The sequence below is a fragment of the Sulfurimonas xiamenensis genome (assembly GCF_009258045.1).
Taxonomy (GTDB): domain Bacteria; phylum Campylobacterota; class Campylobacteria; order Campylobacterales; family Sulfurimonadaceae; genus Sulfurimonas; species Sulfurimonas xiamenensis.
Genome location: NZ_CP041166.1, coordinates 1,163,824 through 1,179,422, shown reverse-complemented (window position 1 = coordinate 1,179,422; position 15,599 = coordinate 1,163,824). Strand labels below are relative to the sequence as shown.

Annotated in this window: 15 protein-coding genes; 10 read left to right on the top strand and 5 right to left on the bottom strand. The window is 33.0% G+C overall.

From position 1 onward, the window contains the following. The first annotated feature begins 161 nt into the window (after positions 1-161). The 4 genes from FJR47_RS09815 to FJR47_RS05925 are packed head-to-tail and all read left to right on the top strand — an operon-like array spanning position 162 to position 5,339. Positions 162-1,445 carry a c-type cytochrome gene (locus FJR47_RS09815; RefSeq protein ID WP_347400445.1) on the top strand — a complete coding sequence of 428 codons (1,284 nt, stop codon included), beginning with the start codon at positions 162-164 and terminating at the stop codon, positions 1,443-1,445. Between the two features lie 22 nt (positions 1,446-1,467). Further along, entirely contained in the window at positions 1,468-4,062 is a 2,595-nt protein-coding gene (nosZ, locus tag FJR47_RS05935; RefSeq protein ID WP_430738913.1) for a Sec-dependent nitrous-oxide reductase, read from the top strand. A 48-nt stretch (positions 4,063-4,110) separates the two neighbouring features. After that, positions 4,111-4,611 carry a SixA phosphatase family protein gene (locus FJR47_RS05930; protein ID WP_152299529.1) on the top strand — a complete coding sequence of 167 codons (501 nt, stop codon included), beginning with the start codon at positions 4,111-4,113 and terminating at the stop codon, positions 4,609-4,611. Between the two features lie 50 nt (positions 4,612-4,661). After that, positions 4,662-5,339 (top strand): CHAD domain-containing protein, encoded by a 678-nt coding sequence (locus FJR47_RS05925; protein ID WP_152299528.1) that lies wholly within the window; start codon positions 4,662-4,664, stop codon positions 5,337-5,339. Positions 5,340-5,380: 41 nt separating this feature from the next. On the opposite strand, the gene FJR47_RS05920 is transcribed toward FJR47_RS05925, so the two are convergent. Beyond that, positions 5,381-5,794 carry an RrF2 family transcriptional regulator gene (locus FJR47_RS05920; RefSeq protein WP_152299527.1) on the bottom strand — a complete coding sequence of 138 codons (414 nt, stop codon included), beginning with the start codon at positions 5,792-5,794 and terminating at the stop codon, positions 5,381-5,383. Positions 5,795-5,997: 203 nt separating this feature from the next. Between FJR47_RS05920 and FJR47_RS05915 the strand changes: the two genes are divergently transcribed. Genes FJR47_RS05915 through FJR47_RS05890 form a run of 6 tightly spaced genes read left to right on the top strand, consistent with a single transcriptional unit; the run spans position 5,998 to position 11,291 of the window. Further along, complete coding sequence (locus tag FJR47_RS05915) at positions 5,998-6,444, top strand: c-type cytochrome (RefSeq protein WP_152299526.1); 447 nt, start codon at positions 5,998-6,000, stop codon at positions 6,442-6,444. 8 nt (positions 6,445-6,452) lie between these two features. Further along, positions 6,453-7,820 (top strand): cbb3-type cytochrome c oxidase subunit I, encoded by a 1,368-nt coding sequence (locus FJR47_RS05910; RefSeq protein WP_152299525.1) that lies wholly within the window; start codon positions 6,453-6,455, stop codon positions 7,818-7,820. Between the two features lie 21 nt (positions 7,821-7,841). Next, the gene (locus FJR47_RS05905) at positions 7,842-9,641 is read left to right on the top strand and encodes a nitric oxide reductase activation protein NorD (protein ID WP_152299524.1); all 1,800 of its coding nucleotides are present in this window, start codon (positions 7,842-7,844) and stop codon (positions 9,639-9,641) included. Positions 9,642-9,654: 13 nt separating this feature from the next. Further along, entirely contained in the window at positions 9,655-10,452 is a 798-nt protein-coding gene (locus FJR47_RS05900; protein WP_152299523.1) for a CbbQ/NirQ/NorQ/GpvN family protein, read from the top strand. After that, a complete protein-coding gene (locus tag FJR47_RS05895; RefSeq protein ID WP_152299522.1) occupies positions 10,439-11,035 on the top strand; it encodes a cytochrome c oxidase subunit 3 in 597 nt (198 codons plus the stop codon). Before FJR47_RS05900 ends, FJR47_RS05895 begins: the two co-directional genes overlap by 14 nt. A 13-nt stretch (positions 11,036-11,048) precedes the next feature. Continuing rightward, positions 11,049-11,291: a cytochrome C oxidase subunit IV family protein gene (locus tag FJR47_RS05890; protein ID WP_152299521.1), complete on the top strand. Its 243-nt coding sequence runs from the start codon at positions 11,049-11,051 to the stop codon at positions 11,289-11,291. A 38-nt stretch (positions 11,292-11,329) separates the two neighbouring features. On the opposite strand, the gene FJR47_RS05885 is transcribed toward FJR47_RS05890, so the two are convergent. The 4 genes from FJR47_RS05885 to FJR47_RS05870 form a co-directional block, all read right to left on the bottom strand. Further along, positions 11,330-12,121: a shikimate dehydrogenase gene (locus FJR47_RS05885; RefSeq protein ID WP_152299520.1), complete on the bottom strand. Its 792-nt coding sequence runs from the start codon at positions 12,119-12,121 to the stop codon at positions 11,330-11,332. Then, the gene (locus tag FJR47_RS05880; protein ID WP_152299519.1) at positions 12,121-13,524 is read right to left on the bottom strand and encodes an anthranilate synthase component I family protein; all 1,404 of its coding nucleotides are present in this window, start codon (positions 13,522-13,524) and stop codon (positions 12,121-12,123) included. Before FJR47_RS05880 ends, FJR47_RS05885 begins: the two co-directional genes overlap by 1 nt. Before the next feature lie 18 nt (positions 13,525-13,542). Further along, complete coding sequence (locus FJR47_RS05875) at positions 13,543-14,220, bottom strand: SPOR domain-containing protein (RefSeq protein WP_152299518.1); 678 nt, start codon at positions 14,218-14,220, stop codon at positions 13,543-13,545. Positions 14,221-14,347: 127 nt separating this feature from the next. Beyond that, positions 14,348-15,595 (bottom strand): serine hydroxymethyltransferase, encoded by a 1,248-nt coding sequence (locus FJR47_RS05870; RefSeq protein WP_152299517.1) that lies wholly within the window; start codon positions 15,593-15,595, stop codon positions 14,348-14,350. Positions 15,596-15,599: the final 4 nt, after the last annotated feature.

Genomic DNA, 15,599 nt, shown 5'->3' with positions numbered 1-15,599 from the left:
AAGAGTATAATTTTATTCAAGATCCTGTCATAAACAAAAAAAGTTATTGTTCATTTTTAATAAGTGAAAATTAAGTAGAAGATAATATCTTTTGATGTACAATCAACCAATGGCGCTGAAACACAGAGTCATTTTACAAAATAAATTGTAAGGAATGTGTTATGAATATTTATTTTGTTACAGCGAGATCTTTTGCTGTTGTTGCTCTTGCTATTTTGTTATATGGTTTTATTGTTCCATCTGTTGGTTTTCATGGAACATTAGAGCGCATACAAGATGACAAAGTTGAAAATATACCCTCATATGTTTATCCTCTTTGGAACTATTATCAAAAAGGTAGATATTTTGGTGTAAATAGTCCAGAAGAATCAAAATATAATCTAAAAAAAATGATTGAATTTTCTGAGGAGATTGGTGTTCCTTCTATGCCTGTATGGAATTTTTCATTAGAAGCACCAAACTATCCAAAAGAGGCTTTTCCGCAGGGACTTCCAGTATTTATCCATTTTGACGGACTTAGCGGTGAAGTTCATGAGATGAATACAATCAATCATTATGTAGGTATGCCTCCTATGGAGAGCGGCGGACCGTATGAGAGGGCTCTTACTCCTTATGCGCTTATTATACTTGCTCTGTTATTTGTTTTTTTTATTCTTTACAACAATAAATGGATAGATAGGTTGATGTTTATTCCTATGGTTCTGCCTTTTATTTTTGTCGGTTTTTATGCTTACTGGCTTTACTGGTTTGGACATAATCTTCATAGAGGAGCTATTACGATAGACCCTTTTATGCCTGTTTTACTAGGAGATGGCAAAGTAGCACAATTTACTACGCACGCATATCCAACTGTCGGTTTTTGGGCACTTGTGGCTATTAGTATATTTTCTTTCTTTGCATGGTGGCTGAAAAAAAGAGGACTCAAAGAACATCCGATAAACAGAGTAACGCCTCTGCATCATTTCTTAATGTTAGTTTCTTTATTGATAGGTGTGGCAGGAATTGCTTATTTGATTAAAACAGATATAGAAGTAAATAAATTGGAAAAACTTGACAAACTTGTCTATTCACCTAGAGTAGAAACCCCGATAAAAACAGAGATGTCTGAGCCTTCTGAAATAGAGAAAGAAGAGATGCAAGAAGAGAGAGATGAGCAAAGAAAAGAGCAGGAGTTACAGATAAAAGCTCTAGAAGAGAGAGCCGGATCTCTTGGAAGATTCAAAGTCACTAAAATGTATAAAAGCAATTGTGCTCCATGTCACGGGGCAAGCGGAGAAGGTAACTTCGGATCAAAACTTATCGGATTAAGCGAAGAGTATATACTGAAAAAATTACTTGAGTATAAAACAAATGAAGAAGCTATACATGTTGAAACAATAAAAAACCTATCAGAAGAGGATATCAAACAGTTAACTGAAGAGATTTCTCAATTTAAAGATCAATAAAAAAAACAGGGAGATAATGATGATAAAAAAATATTTACACATTATGTGTTATGTGACGCTCGGGTTTTTATTTGTAACACAAACTGTTTTGGCTGAGTCTCAATTTCAAGAAATAATGAAAAAACGCGGACTAACTGAAGAGGATGCTATTGCTGCACTAAAAGTTTATAATCCTAGCGGAAAACATGATGAATATTATGTTTTTGTGGGCGGTGGTCAGTCAGGGCAAGTTTTGGTTTATGGAGTTCCATCTATGAGACCATTAAAATATATTGGAGTATTTACTCCTGAGCCTTGGCAGGGATACGGCTTTGATACAGATTCAAAAGAAGTTTTGAGACAGGGAAATGTTAGAGGAAGAGAGATTAACTGGGGAGATACACATCATCCTGCGCTCTCAGAAACAGATGGAAAGTATGATGGTGAGTATCTTTTTATCAATGATAAAGCAAATACCAGAATTGCAGTAATTGACTTAAAATATTTTGAAACTTCTCAAATTGTAGTTAATCCTATCTTTAAATCAACTCACGGAGGAGCGTTTGTTACTCCAAATACGGAGTATGTTCTTGATACATGTCAATATGCAGCACCTTTGACAAATGATTATTATCCTATAGAAGCATATCAGGATGTTTATAGAGGAGGGGTGACATTTTGGAAGTTTGACAGACAAAAAGGAAAGATTCAACAAAAAGAGTCATTTAGTTTAGAGTTTCCGCCATATATGCAGGATTTAACTGATCTGGGTAAAGGTGTCTCTGAAGGTTGGGCATTTACAAATTCTATTAACTCAGAACTATACACTGGAGGCATTGAAAAGGGTCTTCCTCCTTTTGAAGCTGGTTGCAGTCGTAATGATACGGATTTTTTACATATTTATAATTGGAAAAAATTAGCACAACTTGCAAAGGATGATAAAAATATTAAAATAATTAATGGACATAGAGTTATCCCTATTGATGTGGCTGTAAAAAATAGTGTTCTTTTTTTAGTTCCTGAAAATAAATCTCCTCATGGTGTAGATGTAAGTCCGGATGGTCGGCATATTATTGTTTCTGGCAAACTTGACACGCATGCATCTGTTTATGATTTTAACAAGATTATGAAACTGATTCAAAATAGAGATTTTGAAGGAAAAGATTCTTATGGAATACCGATATTAGATATGAAAAAATCACTCTATGGACAAGTTGAAGTTGGTTTAGGTCATTTGCATAACACTTTTGGCAAGGAAGATGGCACAATTTATAGTTCTATGTATGTTGATTCACAGGTTGTAAAATGGAACTATAAAGAACTTAAAGTTATAGATAAGATTGGTATTCATTATAATGTTGGACACCTTGAGGCAATGGAGGGTAAATCCGCAGATCCACAGGGAGAGTATCTTATTGCTATTAATAAGCTTGCAATCGATAGATTTTTGCCGGTTGGGCCTTTGCATCCGCAGAATAATCAGCTTATAGATATTGGCGGAAAAAAGATGAAACTTCTTTTGGATATGCCTATACCGCTTGGAGAACCGCATCAAGGTGCATCAATTAGAGCAAGTAAAATTCGTCCGGAAGTTCGATTTATAATGGGAACCAATTCTAGAACAGGCAAGCCTCATGTTGGAAAAACTCTTGCCGGTCAAGAAAAAATTGAGAGAAAGGGAAATCATGTTTCCATTTATGCAACAGTAGTACGATCTCATATTAATCCGGAGCGAGTTACAGTAAACAAAGGTGACCATGTTACGATGTATATAACCAATGTTGAGCGTGCTCAGGATGAAACTCATGGCTTTACAATAGATCACTATAATGTGCATACTTCACTTGAGCCGGGAGAGACGACTCAAATCGATTTTATTGCAGATATTGAGGGTGTTTTTCCTTACTATTGTACAGAATTTTGTTCCGCATTACATATAGAAATGATGGGTTATCTTTTAGTTAAAGATCCAAATAAAAATTATGAGTGGATTCAAAAAACGAAAATGCAAAGCTTGTCTCCTGAAGAACTACAGATGGAATATAAGAAAATTAGAGCTAGTAATAAAGCGACTGATGAAGTTATCCAATCTCTATTTTTCTTTTTAGAGGAAAAAAATTATACTAAATATACAACGGTAAAAAATTTAGTCGATGATGCGAAAGATCAATATGCCAAGATTGATTTAGAGAGAGAAAAGTCAGCAAAAGCATATCAGAAAAATGATATAAATAATGCTATATTATTTGAAAATATGATATGGCAGTATATGATTAAAACTGCTGATTCTGCAATAAGAGCTAAAGATCTTCTTATAAATAACATAGCTACACCAAAATCTGAAAGTGCTAAAAAAGGTGAAATAGCATTTCGTGAAGGAGGCTGTTCTGGATGTCATGTTATCGGTAAAATCAGTTCCGGTCCAGATCTGATAGGTGTTCTTAAGCGACATAGAAATGCTGAACAATGGGTTGCAGAGTATGTTAAAAACCCTCAAAGTAAGTTTAACGAACCTTTTATGAAGAAAATGATTGAATTTTTTAATCTTAAAATGCCAAATCAAAATATGAGTGATGAAGAGATTAAAAATATCGTAGAATATTTTAAATGGATAGATGAGAATGCAGATCTATTTTGATGTATAGAAAAATTTAAAACAATAGAAAGGGTTTTTAAACAGAACATTATGAAAAAACTCTACATTATAAGACATGCAAAATCAAGCTCGAAAGATGCAGCACTTGATGATTTTAATAGACCTTTAAATAAAAGGGGCAAGCAAAATGCTCCATTTATGGGAAGCAGACTTAGAGCAAAAGGGGTGAAGCCTGATATTATCCTCTCAAGTCCTGCTAAAAGAGCAAAAAGTACAGCAAAAATGATTGCTAAAGAGATAAGTTATAATAAAAAAATATTATTTGATTCAAATATTTATGAAGCAAGTGCTGATGATCTTCGTAAAATTATAACAAAAGTGGACAATAGATATAAAACTCTCTTTTTGGTAGGACATAATCCTTCTCTTAACGAACTGGCAAAATATTTTTTAGATTTTGATGCAAATATTCCTACATGCGGAATCGTTGAGATTGCGTTTGCATGTAAAAGATGGACAGATATAGATCCAAATAATGCAAAATTTTTATCATTTGATTATCCAAAAAAAGTGATGTCTGATTTCATATAATATTTTAAAATAAAAGTTAGCACTAAAAACTCTAAAATGATGGTGAAATAATGAAGAATGAGCAAATAACCAAAAAACTTAAAGAGTTTAAAAAACTTATAAAGCATTTTATAAAAAATTCACTTGATAGTACTGATGATATTCATGCTCTTCGGATAAAGTGTAGAGAACTCTTCTCTTTGTTAAACGATAATGATAATCTGGCTAAAGATATAAAAAAAATAATTTCTTTTAGTAACGATATTAGAGATATTGATGTTTTTTTTAACGAATATCTTAAAAATCTGCCAACAAAATATAAAAAAGAAGTAGAGCGGGAGATTTTTTTAAAAAATAATGAAAGAGAAAGAAAAAAGAAGATAAAAAAACTTTATAAATATCTAAAAATTTTAAAAGTGCCAAAGAGTGTGGCAAATAAAGAAGAAGAGCATTTTGCGCAAAATTTAGTTTTTATGGAATTTCCTGAGCTAAAAAGAAAAAAACTTCACAAGTATAGAATTTATATCAAAAAAAGACTTTATATTGAAAAAAATAGTTTTGATAGAGATGATAAAAAAATAAAGACTTTAACTAATATAAAAGATGCTTTAGGCACTATAAATGATAACTATAATGCTTTAAAGAGACTTCGTTCTTATGATATAAAATCAAAAGTATACAAAAAAATAGAGAAGTATACACAGAATCAAAATCAAAAAATATATAAAAAATTAAAAAAAAGTTTATAATTTTTTAAAGTTTGATAGAGTTGTTTTTAGATTTATAGACACTATATTTTACATCCGCGCCCGGCAATATCTTCTAAACTTGATTCTTTAAACATTTTTTGGAGTAAAATTTTAGGTTCTATCCATTCATCATGCAGAGCGCATTTACATAAACCGTTACAAAATCCTATGCCTAAAACACATTGATCATCTTTTATAGAATCGTTAAAAATATCTAAAATATCATTAACCATTATCTCTGATGTCTTTTTTTTCAGTTTATATCCACCTTCTCTTCCTCTTATGGATATTACCAGGTCAACTTTAACAAGTTCTGTCATAATTTTGGTTAAAAATTTATAAGGGATGGAAAGTGTTTCAGCTAAATCAGTTGCAGTTATGAGTTGAGAATCTTTTTTATCTGCCATATAAGCTAGAATTCTTATGGCGTATTGTGATGTTTTGCTTAGTTGCATTTGAGATTCCCTTTCTAGAATTATACTTTAGAAAGAATTATAATAATAATATCTAAAGTATTAATTAAAAAAATACAAAAATAATTAATATACTAGATAAAAAACTTATAATGCATCTTTAAAATAAAAATAAGGAAAAATTAATAATATTTTGCTAAGATTTCAATTACTACTAGCAGGTAGAATTAGAAAAAGGACTTTTAATGACTGAGCGCATAACGAAAAGTATGGCGAAGAATATTTATTACGGTGGCGGTACATTTGCACTGTTAATATTTATCGCTCTTACTTTTGACACTGTACATCAAATACCAGAGCGATCAAATCAGCAAAATATGACAGAAAATGTTGTAGCTGGAAAAAAACTTTGGGAAGACAATAATTGTGTTGGCTGTCATACACTTATAGGTGAGGGAGCATATTATGCACCAGAACTTATGAATGTATTTCAAAGAAGAGGGGCATCTGATGAAGGAGCCTTTAAGGCATATATGCAGGGTTGGATGGCATCACAGCCTTTAGATACTCCACATAGAAGAAAGATGCCGCAATTTAATTTAACAAATGAGCAGGTAGATAGCCTTTCTGATTTCTTAATTTGGACATCAAAAGTAAATGCCAACGAATGGCCACCGACAATTGAAGGATAGTAGATAACATGAAATATACATCACAAATGGTCGCAAAACCATACTTTATTTTTGCATTAATTCTTTTAGCTGGGGAAATTCTTTTTGGTTTGCTTATGGCAATACAGTATTTATATGGTGATTTTCTATTTCCATTGATACCTTTTAATGTATTGCGTATGGTTCACACAAACTTACTTATTGTACTTCTCCTATTTGGTTTTATGGGTGCTACTTACTACTTGATTCCTGAAGAGACAGAAACAGAACTTTGGAGCCCAAAGTTGGCTATTTTTACTTTTTGGGTATTTTTAGTAGCTGGTGTTGCCACAATTCTAGGTTACCTGTTTGTACCTTATGCAGAGTTGACTGAGTTAACATTTAATAATCTTTTACCTACAATGGGTAGAGAATTTTTGGAACAGCCATTACCAACTAAACTTGGTATTGTTTTAGTTGTTGTACTTTATCTTGTAAATGTTATTATGACAGTAATAAAAGGTAGAAAAACTGTTATTACTACAGTTTTACTTACAGGTTTAGTAGGTTTGGCAGTTTTCTTTTTGTTTGCATTTTATGTACCGGATAATCTTGTAATGGATAAATTTTTCTGGTGGTTTACGGTGCATTTATGGGTTGAAGCTACTTGGGAGCTTATTCTTGGTGCAATTTTAGCGTTTGTACTTATTAAAGTTACCGGTGTTGATAGAGAACATATCGACAAATGGCTTTATTTAATTATTGCTATGACTATGGTATCAGGTATTTTAGGAACTGGACATCACTTCTTTTATATGGGTGCTCCTGAGTATTGGTTATGGGTTGGATCTATAGCATCTGCTGTTGAACCTTTACCTTTTTTCTTAATGATTCTTTTTGCATTTACTATGGCAAGAGATAGAAAAATTCAGCATGACAATGAAATTGCTCTTACATGGGCAAAAGGTACTGCTGTAATGGGCTTCCTTGGAGCTGGAGTTTGGGGATTTTTCCATACATTGGCACCTGTAAATATGTTTACACACGGTACTCAGCTTACTGCTGCTCATGGGCACCTATCATTTTACGGAGCATATATTATGATTATATTTACTGTGATATCTTATGCTATGCCTATTTTAAGAGGTCGTCCTCACGGTAATTCTAAAGAAGCACAAAAAGTAGAATTAACTTCTTTTTGGATGATGAATATCGGTATGATGGGTCTTACATTGGCTCTAAGTGCTGCTGGAATTATTCAAATAATGGATCAAAGAGTTGGAACTGATCTTATTGGATTTATGGAATCACAAGAGTCTATAGCTGGTATCTATATGATTCGTGCCGGATTTGGCGCTCTTGTTTTTGCAGGTTTGATTACTTATTTTTATAGTTTTTTTGTCAAAAAAGAAGCGTAATAGTGTTAAAGATAGAGAAAAATGCTTCACTATTATCTTGAATTTGAAGAGAGTATTGGTAAAGTTTGGGATAAATATCTCAATAAAAAAGTATACAAATTTCATGAAAATGAAAGAGTCTATTTTGCTGATATCTCAAAATCATTAAAAATTTTTCATCACCTTATGGGTGGTGAAAAAGGTAAAGATTTACAAATTACGGATAAAAGATATCTTAATACATCAAGAACTTTTTTACAAAAAATAGCATTCTTGGGTAAGGAGTTTCATCTTGCATGGCAGGATGAAGACTCTATCTATCTACCGGCGTCATCTGCTTATTTTCCTACAAAAGAACTTAATGAAATGCTTTATTATTGGCTTATTGCTATGGCAACTAGAGTTAATAATATTACAGATGAAAATATAATCGATAAAAATCATGCTACAGAGCTTTACCTTATCAATAAATATGATGGTTTTAAACAATTCTACAATATTGCCAGTGAATATTTGATTGATAAATATGAACAATTGTCATTTATTAAATCTTTAGATAATCAAACAGATAAAGATTTAGTAAATGATTATCCAAACCCTATGTGGATATACCCATCGCCTCTAACTATCAATAAAACTAAAAAAACAGATGATGAAGAGCAAGATCCTACAAGAGAAGAGAGTCAAGATAAAACAGATACTCTTAACATGAAAAAGCAGGCTAATCAAACAGACGACAAGCATGAAACAGATGGCTTTTTGGCTTTTTTACCAGAATCTTTAATGAGTATTTTTGAACAGGTCAATGTAGATAGATGTGAAGATGATACTTTTGATGAAGATGCACTCTATCATGCCGAGGACTTAGATGAGATAACTATAGGACAAAAGCAGGCAAATTTATCATCACGAATAAAAATGGACTTGGAATTAAAGCCTGATACTACCGTTAAATATCCACTGGGGAAAGGTCACTTTATTGATGAGTGGGATTATCTAAAAGGTGAATATTTGATAAATTTTGTTCGTATTTTACCTCAAGTACCAATGAATGTAATACCTATAGAGTTGCCAGAACGACTAAAAAAAACCGTACGAAAAATTCAGCAAGAGTTAGATCTGCTCGAACTTGATCGTGTTAAAAATGACAATCTTCCTTATGGTGATGAGATAAATATTGATACTTGGATTGAATATTGCGGGCATCAAAATAAATCTATGCATCATCAAAAATTTTACACAACTTTTGAGAAAAAAACAAGAGATATGGCTACGCTTATATTAGCAGATGTTTCACTCTCTACAGAGGGCGGCATTACACAAGAAGTACGAATAATTGATGTAATTAAAGACTCTCTTACGGTATTTAGTGAAGCTTTGGAAAAACTTCAAGATAAATTTGCCATATACACTTTCTCATCACTGCAAAATAAAAAAGTCTATTTTAGCATTATAAAAAATTTTAAAGACAAATACAATGATTTGATTCGTGGAAGAATTGATACTATAAAACCAGAGTATTATACAAGGATGGGTGCAGCTATAAGAGAATCGGCAAAGATTTTAGATAAGCAGCAAAGTGTCAATAAACTGCTGTTAATCATAAGTGACGGTAAACCGAATGATGAAGATAGATATGATGGAAGATATGGCATAGAAGATACAAAAAAAGCTCTTGAAGAGGTTAAGAAAAAAGGTATTACGCCTTTTTGTATTACAGTAGATCTTGATGCAAAAGAGTATTTGGGGTATCTGTTTGGAAGAAACGGTTATGCGGTTGTAAGAGATGGACAGAAATTGCCAAAAGTGTTAACTGAAGTTTATATAAATCTAACGAAATAAAAAAAGGAAAAAAATGTCAAAAAACTACTATTTACCTCAATCAAATGAAGTAGAGCTTTTTAAAACTGCTGCGCAGATGAATCTGCCTGTTTTAATCAAAGGACCGACAGGGTGTGGAAAAACAAGGTTTATAGAATCTATGGGCGAAGAGCTTGGACGAGATGTTTATACGGTTGTTTGCCATGATGATTTGAGTGCTGCAGACCTGATTGGCCGCCATCTTATAGATGAAAACGGTACATATTGGCAAGACGGTCCTTTGACTAAAGCGGTAAGAAATGGCGGTATATGCTATCTTGATGAGATAATCGAAGCTAGAAAAGATACTACAGTGGTACTTCACTCTCTAGCGGATTATCGTAGAGTTTTGTCGATAGACAGAACAGGTGAAACCATAGAAGCTCATCCTGATTTTATGCTTGTAGTATCTTATAATCCAGGTTATCAAAATGTTTTAAAAGGGATGAAGCCAAGTACAAAACAGAGATTTATTTCTCTTAGTTTTGATTATCCAAAATCAGAAATTGAAAAAGAGATTATCAAAAAAGAGAGTGGAGTTGATGAAGATATAGCACAAAAACTTGTAGATATCGCTAAAGAAGTGAGACAACTCACTGATGTTGATATTCAAGAAGCAGTTTCAACAAGACTGCTTATTTATGCAGGGAAGTTGATTACAAAAGATTTTGATCCATATCAGGCATGTATGCACTCTATAGTTGAATCACTCAGTGATGAAGATGAAGTTTTAAAAGTTCTTGAAAAACTTGTATCTTTATATTTCCCAAGGAGTTCAAATGTTAAAAAATAGTGCTTTGAAAGAGCCTCATCCTCCTGGGGATTTTGCAATTTGGATCATTATTTATGTTGAATTAATTACATTTGGACTATTGTTTATAGGTTATGCTGTTTCAAGAAGAGCAGATATAGAGCTTTTTAGTCAGTCTCAGCTTGTAGTTAGCCAAACATCAGGTTTTATCAATACTTTTCTTTTAATTACAAGCAGTTACTTTGTTGTAAAGGCTGTTTATGCTATTAAAAATATGACAAGAGATAGCTTGCAAAAGTCAAGTAGTGCAGCATCAAAATGGCTTTTGTCTGCAATGATGCTCGGAGTTGCTTTTTTATTTATAAAAATATTAGAATTTTCTCATATATTTGGAGAAGGAATTACGCTTAGTACCAATAAATTTTTTATGTTTTACATATTTTTAACTGTTTTTCATTTTATGCATGTTCTTTTGGGTTTAATAATCCTGTTTAATCTTCATAAAAAAACAAAAGCACAAGGGTACACTCCGGATGATTGCAGCGGGATGGAAACGGGTGCATCTTACTGGCATATGGTAGATTTGTTGTGGATTGTGCTTTTCCCATTAGTTTATATATTATGATACAAGGTAAAAAATGAAAAAAATTCTAGAATTTGTATGGATAGTTTTGGTTATTCTCACAATCTTTGCTTTTGTGCTTGGACATTTAAAATTTATACCGACTTATCTTGTCGCGATTTTACTTATAAGTACATTTATAAAAGGACAACTGGTTATTGACCACTTTATGGGTTTGAAAAATGTTCAACTAAAATATAGACTTATACCAACTATATGGCTGGCTGTTGTTATATCGCTGATTGCACTCTTAATCTAATAGGAGATATTGGCAGAGGTCAAGCAATAGCTGTTGCTTTAAAGTTCAAAACTCTTTGACATAAATTTTTTTATATCTTCTGTTTTTAGTTCATAATTAACAAAGAGTTCATTTGCCAAAAGACCTTGACCTAAAAGCATATCTGCACCGTCTTTGTAAGTTATATTTTTGTTTTTTGCCAGTTTTAAAAAAGGTGTCATCTTTCCATAGATTGCGTCTGCTGCGTAAAATGTACTGTTTAGTATTTTTTCGATCATCTCTTTTGGAGCAGGTAGTTCTTCATCTTTAAGCCCGGCACTTGTAGTGTTTACAACTAAATCATATTTACTTATTTTAAAGTCACTCCATGAATAACAGCTGCAATTTAACTCTTTAAAGTATTGTAGTCTTGAATTGCTTCTGTTTAAAACAGTTACTTTTATATTCTCTTGTATAAATCTGGAAGTTAATGCTTTTGCCGTTCCGCCTGCTCCAAGAACTAAAATATTTTTAATATTTTTAAACTCTTTTATAGCAAATAAAAAACCGTCTGCATCGGTATTGTATCCGATTAATCTGCCATTTTCATTGATAAGGGTATTTACAACACCTATTTTTTCGGCAAAGCCTCTTACTTCATCGCAAGCCTCATACGCCGCCTCTTTATGTGGAACGGTAATATTTGCTCCGCTAAGACCTAGAGAGAAAAAAGTCTCTTTTAGTTTTGAGCCATCATTTAGATGGACTCTAGTGTAACATGCATTGTAGTTTAGATGTTTAAATACGCTATTGTGCATAAGCGGAGAGCGGGAGTGCGCAACAGGGTCGCCAAAGACGGCAAAGAGTTTCATTAGTCCAAATCTTCCAGTGAAGCGACAAGAGCACCAAGTTTATTTTTAACTTCGAGATACTCCAGCTCATTTATGCTATCAGCAACAACACCGGCTCCGGCCTGAAGAATCACTTTGTCTTTTTTAACCATAGCAGTTCTGATAGTTATGGCGTTATCCATATTGCCGTCAAATCCAAAATAACCAACACTTCCACTGTAAAAGCCTCTTTTTAATCCTTCAAATTCAGCAATAAGCTCCATTGCTCTTATCTTTGGTGCACCTGTCATAGTTCCTGCCGTAAAAGTTGCCATAAACAGATCAAACATATCTTTGTTTTCATCAAGCTCACCAGTGACATCAGAAACTATATGCATAACATGTGAAAAACGCTCTATATGCATCATATCTTCAACTTTAACACTTCCGGTTTTTGCAACTCTGCTCACATCATTTCTGCCTAAATCTATAAGCATAAGATGTTCAGAGAGCTCTTTTGGATCAGCTAAAAGTTCTTCTTCAAGCTCCTTATCTCTCTCTTTTGTATTGCCTCTTTTACGAGTTCCTGCAATTGGGCGAAGCAGAATTTTTCCATTTTGAAGTCTTACCATGACTTCAGGAGAACTCCCAACAATATTAAAATCTTCATACTCCATTAAAAACATATAGGGAGATGGATTTTTGGTTCTTAATATTCTGTAAAAACTAAAAGGATCAACTTTTATCTTTCTAGTAAAACGGTTTGTTATTAGAATTTGGAAAACATCTCCACTTTTTATCATCTTTTTTGAGTTATCAACCATTTTAAAAAACTGCTCTTTTGAGAATGCAAAAGTGCCTTTGTCATTCCCGCTGTTTTTTTTCATATGAATATATGTATATGTGCCTTTTAGCTCGTTTTCAATCATTTCAAACTTATCACTCATCTCTTTTAATGTGCTAATAAGAGTTAATTGGTGATCTTTGTGAGAGTAAACCAAGATTATTTTTGGAAGTATCAAATCTAAATCGGGGGCATTGATTTCATCTTTTAAGTTATCCATAACAGAATGAAGTTTTGGTTCAAATACTTTCACCATGTCATAGCCGATATAACCTATAAAACCATCTACATACCCAACTTTTAGTTTAGTTGTTGCTTCTTTGTATATTGATGTGTCTATATTTTTGTAATAATTTTTTAAAAATATAAAAGGAGATTCATCTTTTATATGCTTAATGCCGTTTGCATCTGTATATATTGTCTGATTATCTATATATTGAATTCTCTCTCTTGCGCCGATGCAGACAAAGCTATAATTTCCACTGCTTTGTCCTGCGCTCTCTAAAAGATATGAGATTTCATTTTTAAAGATTGATTTTAGCTTTGCATATACTGCAATAGGAGCTAGTTGATCCTGTATAAATTGTTTAGAATAAATCAAATAAGTACCTTGGTATAGTTATATTTTAATTAAAAAAGCACCTGCTTCAATAGATTTTTTAATAGGAGCCAGAGCTTCTCTTGCTTCTGCTTCACTGTTAAATGGACCTACTAAAACTTTGTTAAATGTTCTAGAATCAATAGTTACTTTGTGAAATTTATATTTGTATCCCAATTTTAAAATTGAATCTAAAAATTTTTTATTAGGTTCGTATTTTGCAAAAGAGCCAACTTGAATATAGTAAGCATTTGATAAATTTGTACTCTCTGCCTGAGGCTGTATAGCTACACTTTCAACTACTTCTTCTTTTGTTTGTACTTTTTTTGTTTCATCTGTGTTTGCTTTAACACTCTCTTGTGTCGCTGCTTGAGTCTCTTCTATTATATTTTCTTCTTTGAGTTTTTGTGCAATTGCATCTAAAGAAACACTCTCTTCATCTTCTTTATCCTCTTTTACAACATCAACTTTTTCAAAAAAGGAGTCATCAACTTGTGTTGAAGTTTGCTCCTGCGTCTCAGGAGGAAGAGCTGCTTGAGGTAGATTGTCAGTGCCGCTTGATGTAAGAGTATTCATCAGCATTACAACAACAATTAAAATAATACCTAACGCAGCAACAGCTAATAAAATTTTTTTATTTCCTGTAGATGAGTTACCTTTGTTTAAGATAATATCATTTAACTCATTTTTTTCATCCATAACTTCCCCCTCCTTTATTATCTAATTTATAATGATACCCAAAACTTGTTTATATTGGATATATTTAAATAAAGCCATACACGATTGACAAAAAAGTATCAATTTTATCTTTTATTAAGCAACGATCCTAGTAAGTCGGTTGATTATAAACTACAAAATTTTGAGCTAATGTTTTTAACTCTTTTTTAATATTTTCTTGAAGCTCAGTATTGTTAATATCATCAAGAACATCTGCGATTTTATTTGCAATAAATTCAAACTCTTTCTCTTTCATTCCTCTTGAAGTTAGAGCAGGTGAACCTATGCGGATACCTGAAGTTACAAAAGGGCTTCTTGTCTCACCCGGAACAGTATTTTTGTTTACTGTAATACCCGCATTTCCAAGAGCGATATCAGCATCTTTACCAGAGAAATCACGATTTATAAAAGAGAGCAGTACAAGATGATTATCAGTTCCACCGCTTACAAGCTCATATCCTCTTTTTATAAGAACTTCACCTAAAATTTTTGCGTTTGCTTTGACCTGCGCAGCATACTCTTTCCACTCTGGAGAGAGGTTATATTTAAATCCAACCGCTTTAGCAGCGATTACATGTACAAGCGGTCCGCCTTGAATACCCGGAAAGATTGCAGAGTTAACTTTTTTAGCTATTTCTTCATCATTTGTCATAATCATACCGCCTCTTGGTCCGGCAAGAGTTTTATGTGTAGTAGTTGTTACAACATGTGCATGAGGGAACGGGCTAGGGTGTTCACCCGCTGCAACAAGACCTGCAACATGGGCAATATCTGCAAATAAAATAGCTCCAACAGCATCAGCAATTTCACGAAATTTTGCAAAATCTATCTCTCTTGCATAAGCAGATGCGCCGCAAACAATGATTTTTGGCTGTACTGTTTTTGCTATTTCCATAATTTTATCATAATTCATACGGCCGTCAAGCTCTACGCCATATGTAAAAGAGTGGTAGTTTTTACCCGAAAAACTTGGTTTGCTTCCGTGTGTTAAATGTCCGCCATGGCTTAAATCCATACCTAGAAGTTTATCACCCGCATTTAAAAGTGCTGCATAAACGGCTGCATTTGCCTGGCTTCCGGAGTGCGGTTGAACATTTGCATAGCTACATCCAAAGAGTTTGCATGCTCTGTCAATTGCTAACTGCTCAACGCCATCTGCATATTCACAACCGCCATAGTAACGCTTACCCGGATAACCCTCTGCATATTTATTTGTAAATACGCTTCCCATAGTTTCCATAACGGCAGGAAGTGTAAAGTTTTCAGATGCAATCATCTCTAAATGATTTGTTTGTCTCTCTAGCTCTTTTTCACATAGATCAAATATCTCTTTATCATACTCTTTTAAAAAACTCATTTTT

What these genes read in the sequence shown, in the direction of transcription:
- FJR47_RS05900 (WP_152299523.1), top strand. Translation starts at nt 9,655, where the DNA reads ATGTCAAAAAACTACTATTTACCTCAATCAAATGAAGTAGAGCTTTTT.
- FJR47_RS05915 (WP_152299526.1), top strand. Translation starts at nt 5,998, where the DNA reads ATGACTGAGCGCATAACGAAAAGTATGGCGAAGAATATTTATTACGGT.
- FJR47_RS05925 (WP_152299528.1), top strand. Translation starts at nt 4,662, where the DNA reads ATGAAGAATGAGCAAATAACCAAAAAACTTAAAGAGTTTAAAAAACTT.
- FJR47_RS05930 (WP_152299529.1), top strand. Translation starts at nt 4,111, where the DNA reads ATGAAAAAACTCTACATTATAAGACATGCAAAATCAAGCTCGAAAGAT.
- FJR47_RS05895 (WP_152299522.1), top strand. Translation starts at nt 10,439, where the DNA reads ATGTTAAAAAATAGTGCTTTGAAAGAGCCTCATCCTCCTGGGGATTTT.
- FJR47_RS05875 (WP_152299518.1), bottom strand. Translation starts at nt 14,220, where the DNA reads ATGGATGAAAAAAATGAGTTAAATGATATTATCTTAAACAAAGGTAAC.
- FJR47_RS05870 (WP_152299517.1), bottom strand. Translation starts at nt 15,595, where the DNA reads ATGAGTTTTTTAAAAGAGTATGATAAAGAGATATTTGATCTATGTGAA.
- FJR47_RS05885 (WP_152299520.1), bottom strand. Translation starts at nt 12,121, where the DNA reads ATGAAACTCTTTGCCGTCTTTGGCGACCCTGTTGCGCACTCCCGCTCT.
- FJR47_RS05920 (WP_152299527.1), bottom strand. Translation starts at nt 5,794, where the DNA reads ATGCAACTAAGCAAAACATCACAATACGCCATAAGAATTCTAGCTTAT.
- FJR47_RS09815 (WP_347400445.1), top strand. Translation starts at nt 162, where the DNA reads ATGAATATTTATTTTGTTACAGCGAGATCTTTTGCTGTTGTTGCTCTT.
- FJR47_RS05905 (WP_152299524.1), top strand. Translation starts at nt 7,842, where the DNA reads ATGCTTCACTATTATCTTGAATTTGAAGAGAGTATTGGTAAAGTTTGG.
- FJR47_RS05890 (WP_152299521.1), top strand. Translation starts at nt 11,049, where the DNA reads ATGAAAAAAATTCTAGAATTTGTATGGATAGTTTTGGTTATTCTCACA.
- FJR47_RS05910 (WP_152299525.1), top strand. Translation starts at nt 6,453, where the DNA reads ATGAAATATACATCACAAATGGTCGCAAAACCATACTTTATTTTTGCA.